This is a genomic window from Enterobacter sp. R-1.6.2 (assembly GCF_035064085.1).
Classification (GTDB): domain Bacteria; phylum Pseudomonadota; class Gammaproteobacteria; order Enterobacterales; family Enterobacteriaceae; genus Enterobacter; species Enterobacter asburiae_B.
The window spans coordinates 205,739-225,139 of sequence record NZ_JASEYI010000006.1 but is presented as its reverse complement, the minus strand read 5'-3'; the positions used below and the strand labels follow the sequence as shown (position 1 = coordinate 225,139).

Annotated in this window: 17 protein-coding genes; 2 read left to right on the top strand and 15 right to left on the bottom strand. The window is 54.4% G+C overall.

The window, feature by feature from the left end; all coding sequences use genetic code 11:
* The first annotated feature begins 170 nt into the window (after positions 1 to 170).
* Positions 171 to 371, top strand: a complete 201-nt coding sequence (locus QMN93_RS09335) for a YaeP family protein (protein ID WP_008501889.1) — start codon at positions 171 to 173, stop codon at positions 369 to 371.
* The gene (gene rof, locus QMN93_RS09330) at positions 358 to 618 is read left to right on the top strand and encodes a Rho-binding antiterminator (RefSeq protein ID WP_008501890.1); all 261 of its coding nucleotides are present in this window, start codon (positions 358 to 360) and stop codon (positions 616 to 618) included. Before QMN93_RS09335 ends, rof begins: the two co-directional genes overlap by 14 nt.
* Before the next feature lie 28 nt (positions 619 to 646).
* Here the strand turns inward: rof and tilS are convergent, their stop codons facing one another.
* The 15 genes from tilS to ispU form a co-directional block, all read right to left on the bottom strand.
* On the bottom strand, positions 647 to 1,936 hold the full coding sequence (gene tilS, locus QMN93_RS09325; RefSeq protein ID WP_064673257.1) for a tRNA lysidine(34) synthetase TilS: 1,290 nt from the start codon (positions 1,934 to 1,936) through the stop codon (positions 647 to 649).
* A 58-nt stretch (positions 1,937 to 1,994) separates the two neighbouring features.
* Positions 1,995 to 2,384, bottom strand: coding sequence for a VOC family protein (locus tag QMN93_RS09320; RefSeq protein ID WP_023334583.1), 390 nt, complete (start codon positions 2,382 to 2,384; stop codon positions 1,995 to 1,997).
* A gap of 65 nt (positions 2,385 to 2,449) precedes the next feature.
* On the bottom strand, positions 2,450 to 4,582 hold the full coding sequence (locus QMN93_RS09315) for a lysine decarboxylase LdcC (RefSeq protein ID WP_064673256.1): 2,133 nt from the start codon (positions 4,580 to 4,582) through the stop codon (positions 2,450 to 2,452).
* A gap of 100 nt (positions 4,583 to 4,682) precedes the next feature.
* The gene (gene accA, locus QMN93_RS09310; protein ID WP_023310466.1) at positions 4,683 to 5,642 is read right to left on the bottom strand and encodes an acetyl-CoA carboxylase carboxyl transferase subunit alpha; all 960 of its coding nucleotides are present in this window, start codon (positions 5,640 to 5,642) and stop codon (positions 4,683 to 4,685) included.
* A 12-nt stretch (positions 5,643 to 5,654) separates the two neighbouring features.
* Positions 5,655 to 9,137: a DNA polymerase III subunit alpha gene (dnaE, locus tag QMN93_RS09305; protein ID WP_033144674.1), complete on the bottom strand. Its 3,483-nt coding sequence runs from the start codon at positions 9,135 to 9,137 to the stop codon at positions 5,655 to 5,657.
* 38 nt (positions 9,138 to 9,175) lie between these two features.
* Positions 9,176 to 9,772 carry a ribonuclease HII gene (gene rnhB, locus QMN93_RS09300; RefSeq protein ID WP_024907528.1) on the bottom strand — a complete coding sequence of 199 codons (597 nt, stop codon included), beginning with the start codon at positions 9,770 to 9,772 and terminating at the stop codon, positions 9,176 to 9,178.
* A complete protein-coding gene (lpxB, locus tag QMN93_RS09295; RefSeq protein ID WP_069303681.1) occupies positions 9,769 to 10,917 on the bottom strand; it encodes a lipid-A-disaccharide synthase in 1,149 nt (382 codons plus the stop codon). Before lpxB ends, rnhB begins: the two co-directional genes overlap by 4 nt.
* Positions 10,917 to 11,705: an acyl-ACP--UDP-N-acetylglucosamine O-acyltransferase gene (lpxA, locus tag QMN93_RS09290; RefSeq protein WP_023310462.1), complete on the bottom strand. Its 789-nt coding sequence runs from the start codon at positions 11,703 to 11,705 to the stop codon at positions 10,917 to 10,919. Before lpxA ends, lpxB begins: the two co-directional genes overlap by 1 nt.
* Before the next feature lie 3 nt (positions 11,706 to 11,708).
* Positions 11,709 to 12,164: a 3-hydroxyacyl-ACP dehydratase FabZ gene (gene fabZ / locus QMN93_RS09285; RefSeq protein ID WP_010426706.1), complete on the bottom strand. Its 456-nt coding sequence runs from the start codon at positions 12,162 to 12,164 to the stop codon at positions 11,709 to 11,711.
* A gap of 102 nt (positions 12,165 to 12,266) precedes the next feature.
* On the bottom strand, positions 12,267 to 13,292 hold the full coding sequence (lpxD, locus tag QMN93_RS09280) for a UDP-3-O-(3-hydroxymyristoyl)glucosamine N-acyltransferase (RefSeq protein WP_032644136.1): 1,026 nt from the start codon (positions 13,290 to 13,292) through the stop codon (positions 12,267 to 12,269).
* A 3-nt stretch (positions 13,293 to 13,295) separates the two neighbouring features.
* The gene (gene skp, locus QMN93_RS09275) at positions 13,296 to 13,790 is read right to left on the bottom strand and encodes a molecular chaperone Skp (RefSeq protein ID WP_032644135.1); all 495 of its coding nucleotides are present in this window, start codon (positions 13,788 to 13,790) and stop codon (positions 13,296 to 13,298) included.
* 122 nt (positions 13,791 to 13,912) lie between these two features.
* On the bottom strand, positions 13,913 to 16,330 hold the full coding sequence (gene bamA, locus QMN93_RS09270; protein ID WP_033144673.1) for an outer membrane protein assembly factor BamA: 2,418 nt from the start codon (positions 16,328 to 16,330) through the stop codon (positions 13,913 to 13,915).
* A gap of 29 nt (positions 16,331 to 16,359) precedes the next feature.
* A complete protein-coding gene (gene rseP / locus QMN93_RS09265; RefSeq protein WP_023310458.1) occupies positions 16,360 to 17,712 on the bottom strand; it encodes a sigma E protease regulator RseP in 1,353 nt (450 codons plus the stop codon).
* An 11-nt stretch (positions 17,713 to 17,723) separates the two neighbouring features.
* Positions 17,724 to 18,581: a phosphatidate cytidylyltransferase gene (cdsA, locus tag QMN93_RS09260; protein WP_023310457.1), complete on the bottom strand. Its 858-nt coding sequence runs from the start codon at positions 18,579 to 18,581 to the stop codon at positions 17,724 to 17,726.
* A 12-nt stretch (positions 18,582 to 18,593) separates the two neighbouring features.
* Positions 18,594 to 19,352 (bottom strand): (2E,6E)-farnesyl-diphosphate-specific ditrans,polycis-undecaprenyl-diphosphate synthase, encoded by a 759-nt coding sequence (gene ispU, locus QMN93_RS09255; RefSeq protein ID WP_024907522.1) that lies wholly within the window; start codon positions 19,350 to 19,352, stop codon positions 18,594 to 18,596.
* Positions 19,353 to 19,401 lie beyond the last annotated feature (49 nt).

Below are 19,401 nucleotides of genomic sequence, written 5' to 3'. Positions count from 1 at the left end.
ACATTGTAGCGAAAACCGCGGCAAAAGGCTGTTACAGGGTGTTAAATACACCGCTATCAAGGCCCTGATATTGCTTAAATGAGTATGGTATAGTCACCTTGCTAAACCGAGTTTATCTTCGTAGGCTTAATGATATCTCACAGTAAGTCAGTGCGCTGGCGGGAGGGGATGTGAATAATTATTGTGAGTTAATTCGCAAACGGTATGCGGAAATCGCCAGCGGAGATCTGGGGTATGTCCCGGACGCGTTGGGCTGTGTATTGAAGGTGCTTAATGAAGTGGCCTCTGATGAGAGCCTTTCAGAGTCGGTCAGGGAAAAAGCAGCGTATGCTGCGGCGAATTTACTGGTGAGCGATTATGTCGATGAATGATACTTATCAACCCATCAATTGTGATGACTATGACAACCTCGAACTCGCCTGCCAGCATCATTTATTACTGACGCTGGAGCTAAAAGATGGCGAAGTGTTGAAGGCGAAAGCCAGCGATCTGGTTTCACGAAAGAATGTGGAATACCTGATAGTGGAAGACGCCGGGGCGACGCGTGAGCTGCGTCTGGACAAAATAGCCAGCTTCAGCCACCCGCAAATCGGCACCGTCGTGGTGAGCGAATCCTGATGACACTAACGGGCAGCCTGGCTGCCCGTTACGCTTTCTGCCACTCAAAACGGACACCCTCTTCTGACCACCCCTCTTCCGTAATGAACACCCCTGCCGCAGCGATCAGCGTTTCACCGTAGAACAGTAGCGGCGTGGTGTCGCGCAGCCACGGCGGCACGTTGCACTCCTGCCATATTTTCTTCAGCTTTCGTCCCCCGTTGCGCCCGACGATATGCAGCAGGCCGCCAGCCTTAAAGCGCACGGTGACCGGTTCACCGGGCTTCGGCAGCCGCACATGACCAGACGACAGAAGAGAAACGCGTCCTGCCTCACAGGGCAATATCAGGGGCGCGTCAGGAGAAAGCCAGTCGAGCACCACATCGGTCAGCGAGGGCATGGATTTTATCCACCAGAGCTCCCCTTTATAACGTCTAACCTCAAAACCGTTCAGGTGGACGCACGGAGAAGCATCATCCCGCGCCAGTGCGACTTCGTCCCAGATACGGCTCAGCATTGTCCTCGACGGCATCGCGGCGCGATGAAAGGCCAGCCAGCGCCGTAACAGCGCGGCGCGACGTACCGGGCTCATCGCTTTCATCGGTGCGATCGCCAACGCCCCGTCGGCAGAAATGAGTGCAGCCAGCTCGTCGCTCAACAGTTCATCCAGCAACGATTCCTGTTCGGCGCACAGCATGGCGCTTCTTGCCGTCGCGTCGGCGAAATGCGGCCAGCGCTCGCCTAAAAGCGGGAGGACGCGCAGACGCAGGAAGTTACGGTCATAGCCGTCATCCTGGTTACTCTCATCTTCGATCCAGTTCAGCTGTTGTTCTCGCGCCCAGGCTTCCAGCGAGGCACGCGTCTCGCCAAGCAGCGGACGCAGTAGCGTTGTGCCGGCAAATTCAGAACGCGTCGGCATGGCAGAAAGTCCCGCCGGGCCGCTGCCCCGCTTAAGGGCCAGCAGAAAGGTTTCACACTGATCGTCCAGATGCTGGGCCGTGACCAGCGCTTCTCCAGGACGTAATGCCCCGGCAAATGCGGCATAGCGGGCTTTCCGCGCCTGCGCTTCGATGCCCAGCCCCTCCTCCGCAAGCGTGACGCGCTCAACGATGAGCGGGATCGCCCAGGCCGCACACAAGGCTTCACAGTGCACCACCCACGCCTCTGCGTGAGGACTTAATCCGTGGTGAATATGCATAGCCCGAAGCTGGACGTCAGGTTCCCGATCGCGCCAAAGCTTAAGGCGATGCAGCAACACGGTAGAATCCAGGCCACCGCTAAACCCCACCAGCAGCTGGCGGTACGGTGAAACGGCTTGTGCGATAGCGGGTGAGGTCATAGGAGATTACACATAAAAAATGCCCGAACTGAGCGGGCATTATCACACAGGACAACCATTACTGCTGATAAAGCTCCAGCGGCAGGCCGTCCGGATCGTTGAAAAAGGTAAAGCGCTTGTCGGTGAACGGATCGACGCGTATCGCTTCGCACGTCACGCCGTGCGCTTCCAGATGCTTAACTGCGCTATCCAGGTCATCGACGCTGAAGGCAAGATGACGCAGGCCGCAGGCTTCCGGGCGGGAGGGACGCGCAGGCGGAAAAGGAAAAGAGAACAGCTCAATCACATATTGCCCGTTTAACGCCAGATCGCCCTTCCAGGAGTCGCGCTCCTCGCGGTAGGCCTCGCTCATGAGCGTAAAGCCCAGGATGTCGCAGTAGAAGGCCTTACTTTTCGCGTAATCGGTCGCAATGATCGCAATATGATGAACAGCTTTTAAACCCAGCATAGCTTCTCCTTTTTATGATGCCTGAACGTTACAACCGAAAACCCGCGCCTGGCAAGCGGTCACCCTTATTTTAGGACTCGCACCCAGTAAACGCCGCTCTCGTCGCGCTTCGCACCGTGGATATCCGTCTCAAAACCGGGATAGTGCCGCCCTACCGAACAGAGCATCAGCAGGAAATCAAGCACCGCCCGACTCTCTTCGGTAATCATCTCTCCCGGCATCAGGAGCGGAACGCCCGGCGGGTAAGGCAGGATCATGTTAGCCGATACGCGGCCGACCAGGTTTTCCAGCTCGACGGTTTCGACCTCCCCTTTCACCTGGCGCTGCCATGCCTTGTGCGGGGTAAACTTCATCTCCGGTAAGACATCGAACGCCTGAAGCATCAGACGCGGCAGATCGTGCTGACGGATCAGCCTGTGGATCCCCTGGGCCAGATCCTGAATGCGCATATTTCGATAGAAGTCAGGATCCTCCGCGTAGAGATCCGGCAGCATGTTCTTCACCCGCAGGTTGAGATCGTAGGCGCGCTTAAACTCCATCAGGCCGCGCAACAACCCCATCGCGCGGGTTTTGTCGATCCCGATGCTGAAAAGGAACAGCAGGTTATAGGGGCCGGTTTTCTCCACCACCACGCCACGTTCATCAAGGAATTTCGCGACCAGCGCGGCCGGAATACCTTCATCGCTCATCTTGCCCTGCTCATCCATGCCCGGCGTCAGGATCGTCACTTTTACCGGGTCGAGGAACATATGGTCGCTATCGGCATCCCGGAAGCCATGCCAGTCTTCGCCGGGCGAGACGGGCCAGCATTCGGCTTCATCAATCTCTTCCGGCTGCCAGATATCAAAGAACCAGCCGTCGGCTTCATCTTTAAGCCGCTGAACCTCTTTGCGGAAATGCAGCGCGCGTTCCACCGAACGATTGATGAGACGCTTACCGGGATTGCCGCGCAGCATCGCCGCGGCCGTTTCAATAGAGGCCACCAGCGGGTAGCTCGGCGAGGTGGTGGTGTGCATCATAAAGGCTTCGTTGAACGTGTCTTCGTCGTACTCGCCTTTGATGTGAATAAGCGAAGCCTGGGAAAACGCCGCCAGCATTTTATGCGTCGACTGCGTTTCGAAGAACACTTTCCCCGGCACGCGTTCACCGCTCATGCCGCTTTTGCCGGCGTAAATCGGATGGAAATTAGTGTACGGCACCCATGCGGAATCGAAGTGGATCGACGGCACATCCAGCGTCTGTTTGATCCAGTTCGTGTTGTACAGCAGACCGTCGTAGGTAGAGTTAGTGATCACCGCATGGACAGGCCAGCTTGCGCCAGGAATTGCCGCAACCTTACGTTCAATGGCGTCATGGGTGAACTCACGGCGCGGAATGCCGCCAAGAATACCGAGCGCGTTACGCGTGGGCGACAGCCAGAGCGGTACGACGTCGCTCATCATCAGCAGGTGTGCCAGCGATTTATGGCAGTTACGGTCAATCAGCAAGGTGCTGCCAGCAGGTGCAGCGTACATCCCGACAATTTTGTTCGAGGTCGACGTGCCGTTGGTCACCATATAGCTCTGCTCGGCGCCAAAGGTGCGGGCGATATACTCTTCGGCTTCAAGATGCGGGCCGGTGTGATCCAGCAGGGAGCCTAGTTCGGTGACTGAAATCGACACGTCCGCTTTTAGCGTGTTGCCACCGAAGAAATCATAGAACAGGCAGCCCACCGGGCTTTTTTGATAGGCCGTCCCTGCCATATGCCCTGGCGTACAGAAGGTGTATTTCCCCTCTTTCACGTAGGTGAAAAGCGCACGGGTAAAGGGGGGAGTAATGTTATCGAGATATTCATTCGTGTATTGCTGAATGCGGGTCGCAATATCTTCCGCAACGCCGAGGGAATATTCAAAGAACCACAGCGCCATACGCATATCATTGGCGCTGACGTCCATGGTTGAGTGGGTATTGATAAACGCGTACAGCGGGAGGTATTCGTTCAGCTTGTTGATGTCGCTGCACAGTTCGAGATCGTATTCGTCCCAGTCGAAGATCACGCCGCAGATACGCGGGTTATGCTCGATGAACTTCAGCAGATCGGCGCTGTTGTGCGGCCAGATTAGCTGATACCCGCGCGACTGCAGGGATTGCTCCAGCTCCTTAATCGGCTCATCTTTATAAAAGACGCCGTGTGGCCCCATAATGGCAATGATATTCATGGGCTTCCTCCTTAAAAAACATTAGCTAAGCATAGTCCGGCTAAACCGCAGGTATAAAAAAAGCCGCAACATTGTGCGGCTTTTCAGATAATTGTGAAGCTTACGCGTAACCGTAGGTCATCAGACGCTGGTAGCGGCGGTTGAGCAGATCGTCTTTGCTCAGCACGTCCAGATCCGCCAGGTCAGCCAGCAGCTGCGCTTTCAGAGAAGCCGCCATTACTTCCGGCTTACGATGCGCACCACCCAGCGGTTCCGGAATGATGGAATCGATCAGCTTCAGCTCTTTCAGGCGTGGCGCAATGATGCCCATTGCTTCTGCAGCCAGCGGCGCTTTGTCGGCGCTTTTCCACAGAATGGACGCACAGCCTTCCGGGGAGATAACGGAATAGGTGCTGTACTGCAGCATATTCACTTTATCGCCCACGCCAATCGCCAGCGCACCGCCGGAACCACCCTCACCGATAACGGTACAGATGACCGGCACCTTCAGACGAGACATCTCGCGCAGGTTGCGCGCGATGGCTTCAGACTGACCGCGCTCTTCCGCGCCCACGCCAGGGTATGCACCCGGGGTATCGATGAAGGTGATGATTGGCATGTTGAAACGCTCAGCCATCTCCATCAGACGCAGGGCTTTACGGTAGCCTTCTGGTGCTGGCATACCGAAGTTACGACGGATTTTCTCTTTGGTTTCACGACCTTTCTGATGACCAATGATCATCACCGGGCGTCCGTCCAGACGCGCGATACCACCAACGATAGCTTTATCGTCAGCGTATGCGCGATCGCCTGCCAGTTCGTCAAATTCGTCAAACGCCAGGCGGACATAATCCAGGGTGTACGGACGCTGTGGATGGCGAGCCAGCTGGGCCACCTGCCATGCGCCGAGATCGGCAAAGATTTTGCGCGTCAGCTCTACGCTTTTCTCGCGCAGACGATGCACTTCTTCGTCGATGTTAATATCCAGTTTTTCATCCTGACGGCTTACCGCTGTCAGAGAATCGATTTTCGCTTCCAGCTCAGCAATCGGCTGTTCGAAATCAAGGAAATTCAGACTCATAGTATTCCTGTATTAGTCAAACTCCAGTTCCACCTGCTCCGAACCAATGAGGCCACGGAGATCGTTCAGTAAACGATCGCTCGGAGAGACACGCCACGTTGCACCAAAGCGCAACCGCGCACGTGCATCCGCCCTCTGATAGTAGAGATGTACTGGAATTGTCCCCGAGCGGTGGGGTTCCAGAGACTGACGGAGTCGGTTTAAAAGCTGGTCATCAATTTGCCTGTCCGTCAGCGAGATAGCAAGCCCGCGAGCATATTTTTCCCGGGCTTCGTCAATGTCCATCACTTCGCGGGCGGTCATTTTAAGCCCCCCACTGAAGTCATCAAAGCTGACCTGTCCGCTGACGATAAGTATGCGGTCTTTTTCCAGCAATTGCTGGTATTTATCCAGCGCGTCGGTGAACAACATCACCTCCAGACGCCCGGAACGGTCATCCAACGTACAGATGCCGATACGATTGCCGCGCTTGGTGACCATAACCCTTGCGGCAATCACGAGCCCCGCAGCCGTGGTGATTTTACCACGTTCTGTCGGATGCATGTCTTTAAGCCTGTGGCCGCCGACATAGCGCTCAATTTCTTTGATGTACTGGTTGATCGGGTGCCCCGTCAGGTACAAGCCTAACGTCTCACGCTCCCCATCCAGTACCACCTGTTCTGGCCACGGCTGGCAGTTGGAATAAGATTGCTCGATCTGCTCTGGCTCTTCCGCTAGCACCCCGAACATATCCGCCTGACCAATGGCTTCCGCTTTTGCGTGCTGATCCGCCGCTTTCAGGGCGTCGCCGAGGGAATTCATCAGCGCGGCGCGGTGCGGCCCCAGCCTGTCAAACGCGCCGGACATGATCAGTTTTTCCAGCACGCGACGGTTCAGTTTTTTGGTATCGGTACGGGCGCAAAGATCGAAAAGCTCGCGGAAATACCCGCCGTTGTTACGCGCTTCGATGATCGCCTCGATAGGACCTTCGCCCACGCCTTTGATCGCGCCGATCCCGTAAACGATCTCTCCATCGTCGTTGACGTGGAAGTGGTAGAGCCCTGAGTTAATATCCGGCGGCAGGATCTTAAGCCCCATGCGCCAGCACTCATCCACCAGGCCAACCACCTTCTCGGTGTTATCCATATCGGCCGTCATTACCGCCGCCATAAATTCAGCAGGATAGTGCGCTTTCAGCCACAGCGTTTGATACGACACCAAAGCATAGGCGGCGGAGTGGGATTTGTTAAATCCGTACCCGGCGAATTTCTCCACCAGGTCGAAGATTTTCATCGCCAGCTCGCCGTCAACGCCGTTTTTCTTCGCCCCGTCTTCAAAGATGGAGCGCTGCTTGGCCATCTCTTCCGGCTTTTTCTTACCCATCGCACGACGCAGCATGTCCGCGCCGCCGAGCGTATAGCCGGAAAGCACCTGAGCAATCTGCATGACCTGTTCCTGATACAGGATAATGCCGTAGGTTGGCTCCAGCACCGGCTTCAGGCTTTCATGCTGCCACTGAACGTCCGGGTAAGAAATCTCTTCGCGACCGTGCTTACGGTCGATAAAGTTATCTACCATCCCTGACTGCAGTGGGCCCGGACGGAACAGGGCGACCAGTGCGATCATATCTTCGAAGCAGTCGGGCTGCAGGCGTTTAATCAGATCTTTCATGCCGCGGGATTCAAGCTGGAAGACGGCCGTCGTCTCCGAGCGCTGCAGCATGTCGAAACTTTTCTTGTCATCCAGCGGGATGGCGGCAATGTCTATCGGCTCAAGGCCCTGCTTTTCCCGGCGCGGGTTGATCATCTTCAGCGCCCAGTCGATGATCGTCAGCGTACGCAGGCCGAGGAAGTCAAACTTCACCAGCCCGGCGTATTCTACGTCGTTCTTATCAAACTGAGTAACCGGATGCTCACCCGCTTCATCGCAGTAGAGCGGCGCGAAGTCGGTAATTTTGGTCGGGGCGATAACCACGCCCCCCGCATGCTTGCCGGCGTTACGCGTGACGCCTTCCAGCTTGCGCGCCATGTCGATCAGCGCTTTCACTTCTTCGTCAGCTTCGTAGATTTCCGGCAGCTGAGGTTCGGCTTCAAACGCTTTTGCCAGCGTCATGCCCGGATCGGGCGGCACCAGCTTCGAAATACGATCGACAAACCCGTACGGGTGGCCCAGCACGCGGCCGACGTCACGAATAACCGCCTTCGCCGCCATCGTACCGAACGTAATAATCTGCGATACCGCATCACGGCCGTACATATCGGCAACGTGCTCGATCACCTGGTCGCGTTTCTCCATGCAGAAGTCGACGTCAAAGTCGGGCATGGAAACACGTTCCGGGTTAAGGAAACGTTCGAACAGCAGGTCGAATTCCAGCGGATCGAGGTCGGTAATTTTAAGCGCATAGGCCACAAGCGATCCGGCTCCGGAGCCACGACCCGGTCCGACAGGTACGCCGTTATCCTTCGACCACTGGATAAACTCCATTACGATCAGGAAGTAGCCCGGGAAGCCCATCTGGTTGATGACCTGGAGTTCAATATCCAGGCGCTCATCGTACGGCGGCCGCTTCTCTTTGCGAACGGCCTCATCCGGGAACAGGAATTCCAGACGCTCTTCCAGACCTTCCTTTGATTTCACGACCAGGAAATCTTCCGTGGTCATGTCACCCGTCGGGAACTGCGGCAGGAAGTATTCGCCGAGGCGGACGGTAACGTTACAGCGCCTGGCGATCTCTACGCTGTTTTCCAGCGCTTCGGGAATATCGGAGAAGAGTTCACACATCTCCTCCTCGCTGCGCATGTACTGTTGAGCGGAGTAATTACGCGGCCGTTTGGGATCGTCCAGCGTGAAGCCATCGTGGATCGCCACGCGAATTTCGTGAGCGTCAAAATCTCCCGGCTCGAGGAACCGCACATCGTTTGTCGCGACGACGGGCAGACCGCGTTCTTCCGCAAGTGCGACCGCCGCATGGAGATAGCTCTCTTCGTCCTGGCGACCGGTGCGGATCAACTCCAGATAATACCGATCCGGGAAATACTCTTCATAGAACGAGACGCATTGATCCACCAGCGCGCTATTGCCGCGCAGCAGGCATTTACCGACATCGCCCATACGGCCGCCAGAGATCAGCAGCAGCCCTTCGTTCAGCTCAGCCAGCCAGTCCCTGTCGATCCACGGGCCCAGCGCACCATATCCGCGCTGATAGGCTTTTGAGATAAGCAGAGTGAGGTTTTGATAGCCCGTGTTGTTCATCGCCAGCACGGAGATTTGCGTCATTTCATCGCCGACGAGATCGCTCTGGACATGAAAATCTGCGCCGACGATAGGCTTCATTCCCGCACCGTGCGCCGTTCCGTAGAACTTCACCAGGCCACACAGGTTGGTAAAATCGGTGATCGCCAGCGCGGGCATGCCAAGGGAGGCCGCCTTTTTTACCAGCGGCCCGGTCTTCGCCAGCCCATCGATCATGGAGTAGTCGCTATGCACCCGCAGGTGTACGAAACGTGGTTCAGCCATCTTCAGATTCCGCGTTACTTAATTGCTTGCGTATTGATTCAGGACACCCGTCCCAGCGCGCGTTTCACCGGGCCAAAACTGCGCCGGTGGTGTTCGGTTGCGCCATGTTCAGCCAGCCTTTCCAGATGGAAAGGTGTGGGATACCCCTTGTGCTGGGCGAAACCATACTGAGGATAAGTGAGGTCCAGCGCGGCCATTTCGGCGTCGCGCGTCACTTTAGCAATGATAGAAGCTGCGCTAATTTCTGCGACCCGGCTATCGCCTTTGACGACCGCCATTGAAGGCATGGGCAATGCCGGACAGCGGTTGCCGTCAATCAGGACATATTCCGGGGAAATTTTCAGACCTGCTACCGCACGCTGCATCGCCAGCATCGTGGCATGCAAAATATTCAGCTCGTCTATTTCATGCGGTTCAGCGCGCCCCAGGCTCCAGGCCAGCGCCTTCTCCTGAATCTCACTGAACAGCGCCAGACGGCGTTTTTCAGACAATTTTTTTGAGTCGTTCAGCCCGATAATCGGGCGAGCCGGATCGAGGATCACCGCGGCAGTCACCACAGCCCCGACCAACGGGCCACGACCCACTTCGTCCACGCCCGCCACAAGGCGAGTGTGAGGATAAACAAATTCCATCATTTTGCTAACTCCAGCACCGCATCAGCCGCTTGCTCATCAGCATTACAGCGGATCAGTTGATGCAGTTCGCGGAAGGTATTGTGCATCTGGTGGCTGGTCTTGCCGTTGGCGAGCAGCGGCAGCAGTGCATCGGCAAGCGCCTGCGGCTGGCACTCATCCTGCAGCAGCTCTTTCACCAGCTCGCGCCCGGCAAGCAGGTTTGGCAGGGAGACATAATCCGTTTTAACCAGACGTTTTGCCAGCCAGAAAGTGAACGGCTTCATGCGATAACCGACCACCATCGGGCATTTCGCCAGCATGCATTCCAGCGCCGCCGTGCCGGAGGCCAGCAGCGCGGCATCGCTCGCATACATCGCTTCCCGCCCTTTCCCGTCCAGAAGACGGACGTGAAGATCCGGGGCGACTTCCGCTTTGATGCGCTCAAACTGCTCACGGCGTTTGGCATTTACCAGCGGAACAACCACTTCAAGATCCGGATAGGTCTGGCGAAGAATTTGCGCAGTTTTGAGGAAATCGGCGCTCAGCATCTCAACTTCTGCGCCACGGCTGCCCGGTAGCAGTGCCAGACAGTGCACATCGTGCGGGATGCCCAGCGCGTCGCGCGCCGCGTTTTTATCCGGATCCAATGGCATCGCATCCGCCATGGTATGACCGATAAAACGGCACGGAACATTAAATCTGTCGTAAAACGCTTTTTCGAAAGGCAGGAAAGCCAGCACCAGGTTGGTGGACCGTCCGATTTTGAAAACGCGTTTCTGTCGCCACGCCCAGACGGACGGACTGACGTAGTGAATCGTTTTGATACCCTGCTTTTTCAGATTCCCTTCGAGGGTAATGTTGAAATCAGGTGCATCAATACCGACAAACACATCGGGTTTGAGTTCGGTAAAACGGCGGGTGAGATCGGCGCGGATGTGCAGCAAACGGCGTAGCCGTCCCAGCACCTCAACGATGCCCATCACGGCGAGTTCTTCCATTTCATACCAGGCTTCACAGCCTTCGGCCTGCATCAGCGGGCCAGCAACGCCGACAAAGCGAGCATTGGGTACACGCGCCTTAAGCGCGCGGATGAGACCGGCACCAAGAATATCGCCGGAGGTTTCTCCGGCGACCAGGGCTATCGTAAGCGGACGACTGTCGACCATTAACGAATCAGACCCCTTGTTGAACGGTCAAAGAATTCCATGAACGCGTTCACTTCCGGGTGCTTATTCGCCAGCTCGGCAATTTCCGGCTTCGCCTCTTCCAGCGTTTTACCGCTACGGTACAGCAGTTTGTACGCGTTGCGGATGGCAGTAATCGCTTCGCGACTAAAACCACGACGCTTGAGGCCTTCGATGTTCACGCCAAACGGCGTGGCATGGTTGCCCTGCGCAATCACATACGGTGGGACGTCCTGCGCCACACCGGAGCATCCGCCAACCATCACGTGCGCACCAATGATGCAGAACTGATGGACTGCGGTCATGCCGCCAATAATTGCGAAGTCATCAACCGATACGTGTCCTGCCAGCGTTGCGTTGTTGGCAAGAATACAGCGGTCACCCACGGTACAGTCGTGCGCGATGTGCGCATTAACCATAAACAGGTTATCGCTGCCCACCTTCGTCAACCCACCACCCTGTACTGTTCCACGATGAATAGTGACGCTTTCGCGAATACGGTTACGATCGCCAATTTCCAGACGGGTCGACTCACCAGCATATTTCAGATCCTGGTTAACTTCGCCGATGGAAGCGAACTGATAGATCTCGTTATTGCAGCCAATGGTCGTGTGACCATTCACGACAACGTGAGATTTCAGTACTGTACCCTCACCAATTTCGACATGGGGTCCAACAATACAAAACGGGCCAATGTGGACGTTAGCGCCAATGATGGCACCGGTTTCCACAATAGCGGTAGGATGAATAAAGGCGGATTTATCAATCACGTATCAGGACTCCCGGCTACGAGCACACATCATCGTCGCTTCGCAAACAACTTTGCCGTCAACCAGCGCTACGCCTTTGAAGCGAGTCAGGCCACGACGCGTTTTTTCAAAAGTGACTTCCATGATCATCTGATCACCAGGCACGACAGGGCGCTTAAAGCGCGCTTCATCAATACCCGCGAAGTAATACAGCTCACCTGGCTCCAGTTTGCCAACGCTTTTAAACGCCAGAATACCGGTAGCCTGAGCCATCGCTTCCAGAATCAACACACCCGGGAAGATAGGCTTACCAGGGAAGTGTCCCTGGAAAAACGGCTCGTTCACGGAAACATTTTTCACTGCGCGCAGAAAACGACCTTCTTCAAAATCCAGCACACGGTCTACCAGCAGAAACGGGTAGCGGTGCGGCAGAAGTTCTAAAATCTCTTCAATATGCAGAGTATGAGTGTCAGTAGTCAAAATACTCTTCCTGTCAAAATGTACTGATAACAATAATAACACGGCCTGCCGGTTTATTAGAAAGCCGACAGGCCGGGAAAAATAGCGTTCAACGGATGACGCTTAATCTTGTTGATCGATCTTACGCTCAAGAGACTTGAGGCGCTTGCTCATATCATCAATGTTCATCACCAGAGCTGCTGTTTTACGCCATACCTTGTTGGGTTGTAGCGGAATACCTGAGGAATAGACGCCAGGTTCAGTGATAGGACGCATTACCATGCCCATTCCCGTCACAGTCACCTTGTCGCATATTTCCATATGGCCATTAATCACGCTCGCGCCGCCAATCATGCAATAACGGCCAATTTTCAGGCTGCCTGCCATGATGACGCCACCCGCAACCGCGGTATTGTCGCCAATCACAACGTTATGCGCAATCTGGCACTGGTTATCGATGATAACACCATTGCCAATGATCGTGTCGTCAAGCGCGCCACGGTCAATGGTGGTACAGGCGCCGATCTCTACGCGATCGCCAATAATAACGCGACCAAGCTGCGGGATCTTAACCCAGTTACCACGATCGTTAGCGTAACCAAAGCCATCAGAACCAATAACGGTGCTGGACTGGACGAGGCAATTTTCGCCAATTTCAACATCATGATAAACGGACACATTGGCCCATAAACGGGTTCCGGCGCCGATTTTCGTATTTTTCCCAACGAAGCAGCCCGGGCCAATGACGACGTTATCGCCCAGCACAACGCCGGATTCGATAACTGCATTCGCGCCAACGGCGACGTTGTTACCAAGCCTGGCCGTCGCATCAATCGCTGCACTGGCCGCAATGTTCTGGGCCGGCTGCGGCGTGGTATCAAGAATTTGAGCCATGCGTGCATACGTCAGGTAGGGGTTTTTCACTACCAGCGCGCTTACAGTGGCAAATGGAAGATCGTCCTGCGTCAGTACAACAGCTGACGCCTGGCATTGAGCCAGTTGCTCACGGTACTTAGGGCTTACCATGAAGGTAATCGTGCCAGCTTTAGCAGATTGCATGGACGCAACAGCGGTGATGACGATATCGCCATCACCGTGTAATTCTGCATCCAACTGCTGAGCTAAATCAGCCAGTCGAATTGAAGGCATTACTTATTTAACCTGTTTCAGAACATCAGCAGTGATGTCTTTAACATCTTTGCTGTTATAAGCAACGGCGTTCGCATCTACAACCAGATCGATACTCTGATCGGCAGCCACTGCTTTAACAGCAGTCTGAATGCGAGTTACCAGCTTGCCGCGTTCTTCGTTAGAACGACGCTGACGATCCTGCTCGAAAGCCTGCGCTTTCTGGGAGAACGTCTGGCGCTGAGCCATTACGTCTTTTTCCAGCTTGCTGCGGTCGCTTGCTTTCATGGTAGAACCATCACGCTGCAGACGCTGCATTTTGGACTGAAGATCGTTTTCCATACCCTGCAGTTCGCTTGCACGGCCTTTGAATTCGTTTTCCAGAGTCGCAGAAACACCCGTTTTCTGTGCAACCTGCTGGAACAAATTACCCATGTTGACGATTGCAATTTTGTCTGCTGCCTGAGCAGAAGTTGCCATCGCTAAACCGAGACCTGCAGCTAATAACCACTTTTTCACAATTAACTCCTTACCATCCCATTGGCACCAGAAGGTACCGTTCTTTGCGTGGCAAGGCGACCGTGTTACCGATCGCCAGTTGTCAGCGCTACACTGCCAACGCATTCCTTTGCAGCGGATTATTACCAGGTTTTACCAATGTTAAACTGGAATTGCTCCGCTTTGTCTCCATCATATTTCTTAAACGGCTGGGCGTAGGAGAAGACCAACGGCCCCAGCGGTGACATCCATTGTAATGCGATACCGGCAGACATGCGAATATTGCTCGGATCGCTGTAGTCAGGAATGCCTTCTGCGCGCATCTGGGCAGTATTCTGCCAGTTGGTATCCCACACGGTACCGGCATCCCAGAAGAAGGACGTACGGACCGAGTTCGCGTATTTATCACTGATAAACGGCGTTGGCGTGATGAACTCCAGGCTGGCAACGGCCATGGCGTTACCGCCCACCGCGTCATTGGAGCTACAGACTTCTGACGAGGAAGACTTATCACAGTTATCTTTGTCGTTTCCGCCGTAGTAAACCGCTTTCGGACCAATGTTGTTGGACTGGAAACCACGAACGGTGCTGGAGCCACCCGCATAGAAGTTTTCATAGAACGGCAGTTCTTTGCTACCCAGACCATCTCCATAGCCCCAACGGGTACGACCCAGAACCACCCACTTATGATCGTCATCGATCGGGAAATAGGACGCGGTATCCAGCGTGACCTTATAGAACTCGTTATCGGAACCCGGCACGGTAACTTTACCGTTCAGGTTGACGCGAGAACCTTCCGTTGGGAAGTAACCACGGTCGAGACGGTTATAGGTCCAGCCGTAGTTAAAGGTGAAGTCATCCGCCGCGAAGCCATTGTCATTACCATTTTTACTGGTTGACTGGCCGATAGAGTCCAGATAACGCCACATCGCCACCTGCGGTTGCATGTTGGACAGGTCGTTATGCACGTAACCCAAGCCTGCACGCAGGGTGTTGTATTCGTTAACCGGGAAGCCAAGCGTACCGTCTACACCGTAACTCTTGTTGGTGTATGAAGACAGGTCCGCGTCATCTGCTTTAAAGTCGTTATAGAAGATACGACCGCCCAGGCTCACACCGTCTACGGTGAAGTATGGGTTAGTCACAGAGAACTCAGAGTAGGTCTGGTAGTCGTTTTTGGTGCCGTTAATACCGACAGAGTAACCCGTACCCAGCCAGTTATCCTGCTGTACGCCGACCTGGAAGCTGACGCCGCTTTCAGTACCGTAACCCACACCGAAGTTGAAGCTACCGGTGTTGCGCTCTTTCACTTTATAAACGACATCAACCTGATCCGGGCTGCCCGGTACGCGCTGGGTATCGGTATCCACCGTTTCAAAATAGCCCAGACGGTTAAGACGCTCTTTACCCTGATCAACGAGGTCGCTTCCCAACCATGCGCCTTCCATCTGACGCATTTCGCGACGCAGAACGGAATCTTTGGAGGTGTCGTTACCGACGAAGCGGATCTTACGCACGTAGAAACGGTTGCCAGCATCAACATTCACGTGCAGCTTAACGGTTTTATCCGCGTCATTGATTTCCGGCTGAGTCTGTACGCGCGGATAGGCATAACCGTAGCGGCCGAGCAGCTTCTTAATGCTGTCTTCCATTTTGGTTACCTTGGAACCGCTATACAGATCGCCCGGCTGAATTTTGGTCAGCGATTCGATTTCAGCAGAATGCCCCGCCAGGTTACCACTCACTTCAACACCAGAAAGCTTGTACTGCTCGCCTTCAGTGATGTTAACCGTAATGTAGATACCTTTCTTGTCCGGAGTCAGACTGACCTGAGTCGAGTCGATGTTGAAACGCGCATAGCCACGATCGAGATAGTAGCTGCGCAGGGTTTCGAGGTCGCCCGCCAGTTTCTGTTTCTGGTATTTGCGATCGCCCACCACGTTCCACCATGGCACTTCATCGCGCAGCTGGAAGGTGGAGATCAGTTCGTCTGTGCTGAACGCGTGGTTGCCGACAATGTTGATCTGCTGGATCTTCGCAGAAACACCTTCCTGGAAGACCAGCTTCAGGTCAACACGGTTACGCGGCAGCGGAGTGACAACCGCTTTCACGCTGGCGCTGTATTTACCGACGCTGTAGTAGAAGTCTTCCAGACCTTTTTCAATGTCTGAAAGGGTTGTGCGGTCCAGGGACTCACCCACACGAACACCAGATGCTTCAAGGTTCTGCTTGAGCATGTCATCTTTCACCGACTTGTTACCGGAGAAAGTGATACTGGCGATCGTCGGACGTTCTTTTACCTGTACCAGCAGCGTATCACCATCGCGCAGGACGCGAACATCCTCAAAGTTGCCGGTGGCAAACAGAGCACGGATGGTGTTACTGATATCATCATCATTAACCGTATCGCCGGGGCGTACAGGCATACTGAGGAGGGCCGCACCAACGGCGACACGCTGGAGGCCTTCGAAATGAATGTCTTTCACTACGAACCCGTCAGCACCGTATACGGTGGCGCTGCTAAACAGCAGCGACGCTATGAGCAACTTTTTCATCGCCATCGTTATTATGCGTTCTTCCTAACACTCTCTTACAACCGAGAGAAATCATTGAAAAGTGCAAGCCCCATTAACAGCACCAGCAAAATCGAGCCAATGCGATAACTAAAGTCTTGAACTCGCTCGGATACCGGTCCGCCTTTTAGCTTTTCAATCGCCAAAAACAGCAGATGACCCCCGTCTAAAACGGGAAGCGGGAACAGGTTGATTATCCCAAGGTTCACGCTAATGAGCGCGAGGAACATGAGATAGTAAATCACCCCGAATTCCGCTGACATCCCAGCCCCCTGAGCAATCGAAATTGGCCCACTGAGGTTGTTCAGTTTCACATCACCGGTTATCAATTTCCCCAACATGTTGACCGTCAGCTTCATCAGTTGCCATGTTTTATCCGTGGCTTCAAGGATGGCGCTGAACGGCCCATACTGGCGTATTGTCTTGTACTCATCTGGCAGCGGGATCACTTTTGGCACAACGCCTGCAAACCCTTCTGCCTTTTTGCCGACCGACTTCGTATCCGGGATCAGCGTCAGCGAAAGCGGACTGCCCTGCCTTTCAACTTCCAGCGCGAGAGACGTTCCCGGATTATCGCGCACAAGAGTAACAAAGGTCATCCACTCTGTTAATGGTTGACCATCGACTTTAACGATCCTGTCGCCCGCTTGCAAACCCGCTTTGCTCGCCGCCGAATTTGCCTGTACTTCGGCTAATACCGGCTCAATCTGCGCGCCGCGTGGACGAATGCCCAGCGCAGCGACGGGATCCTCTTTGTCTGGCTCGAAACGCCAGTGACGTAAATCGAGTACTTTGTCCTGACGCGTATCTGAACCAAACGGCGATACGCTGATGGTGGTCTGCGGATCGCCAATTTTGGCTACCAGCTGCAGTCGCACGGCATCCCAATCAGGGGTTTCGATGCCATCAATCGCTTTAAGTTCCATCCCGGATGTAATTTGCGCACTCGCCGCGATGGAATTGGGGGCAATTTCACCCACCACCGGACGTACGCCAGGGACGCCGATGATAAACACCAGCCAGTAAGCGAAAATCGCAAAGATGAAGTTGGCTACCGGTCCGGCAGCAATGATGGCGGCGCGTTGTCCAACGGTTTTATTGTTGAATGCGCTGTGTCGCAGCTCAGGAGCGACAGGCTCGACGCGTTCGTCGAGCATTTTGACGTAGCCGCCCAGCGGGATAAGGGCGATGACAAATTCCGTGCCGTGGCGGTCGGTGCGCGTCCAGAGTGATTTACCAAAACCGATGGAAAATCGCTCTACGCGCACGCCACAGCGGCGAGCAACCCAGAAATGGCCAAATTCATGCACGGTAATCAGTACACCCAGTGCAACAATGAACGCCGCCAGATTCCAGAGAATGCTCAGCATAAAACCTTCCGTTAAATCGTCCCGAATACCAGTAAAAGCAAACACGCAAACACTGGAACAGCCGCTGTCAGGCTATCAATGCGATCCAGTATACCGCCATGCCCTGGAATCAGGTGTCCGCTGTCCTTAATCCCTGCTTCACGCTTAAACATACTTTCGGTTAAATCACCGAGCACGGAGGCAAGCGCAGCAAAAATCGAGCACACCAGCAGTATTGACGGTGCCACTTCAAGATTCGCCCAGACGCCGTAGCCCCAGGAGATGATCGCTGCCGTAAACAGGCCGCCGATGAATCCTTGCCAGGTTTTGCCCGGAGAAACCTTCGGTGCCAGCTTATGTTTGCCAAACAGTTTACCAAACATATAGGCCCCGGAGTCAGCCCCCCAGACCAGAATCATCACATAAAGCAGCCAGATCGCACCGCTGTAGTGGTTTTCGTCGTAGTGCCAGGCTCGCAGCGCAACCATACCCCAGAAAAAAGGAATAATTGTGAGCAAGCCAAAAATCAGTCGCAGCACTTTTGAATTACGCCACAATGCCGCGGAACCCGGATAAAAAAGAACCAGCAACAGCGCGGCAACCCACCAGGCCAGCGATATCCATAAAGAACCGGCAACCAGGGGCTGATGAATATCATGGTGATATTCAGGCAACGTAAACAGCATTATGGCCAGGATAAAGCCACAAAGTACCGCAAGCCATACTCGCTGAGTGCGCGAGGTAAAGCCGCTAAACTGTCCCCATTCCCACGCGGCGAGCATGCACACCACCAGCGTGACAATAGCGAATCCCACCGGGGGCAGTAAAAACAGCGCCGCAATGACAATGGGTATTAATACAAAAGCGGAAATCAGGCGATACTTCAGCAAAAGCTACCCCCATCAGGCTTTGTCGCCACCAGGCTCGGTGCCGCCGAAACGACGCTCTCGATTGGCAAAGGCATGCAGCGCACCTTCAAAGTCTTGTTCATCAAAATCGGGCCAAAGAACATCCGTAAAGTAAAGTTCGGCATAGGCAATTTGCCATATCAAAAAGTTACTTATGCGATGTTCCCCCCCTGTCCTAATTACCAAATCCACAGGTGCCTGTTCATTCATGCAGATTTGCTTGCTCAGCGCCTCTTCATCAATTTGGTCGGGTCTCAACAGCCCTTCCTGAACCTGTTCGGCCAGATGCCGAACGCCCTGGATAATATCCCAGCGTCCGCCGTAATTCGCCGCAATATTCAGCGTCAAACCGGTATTATTTTCCGTCAGCGCTTCAGCTTTGCGAATCCGTTCCTGCAAACGTGAGTTAAAACGACTGGTATCGCCAATGATACGCAGGCGGACGTTGTGGCGGTGCAGGCTTTTTACTTCGCTGTCTAGCGCCCACACAAACAATTCCATCAACGCAGTCACTTCCTGCAGAGGTCGATTCCAGTTTTCACTGCTAAAAGCATAGAGCGTTAACGCATCAATGCCGTTGTTGGCGGCAAAAGAAACGGCGCGACGAACGGATTTCGCCCCCGCTTTATGCCCAAAGGCTCGTATCTTCCCTTGTCTTTTCGCCCAGCGGCCATTGCCATCCATAATGATTGCTACATGACGGCAGCCATGAGCTGGCAAATTTTCGCTTATTGGTTGATTCGCAGACAACATAACGCGTTTTTTGTCCCTGAAAAGGATTTAACGGTACTCAGGAATACTG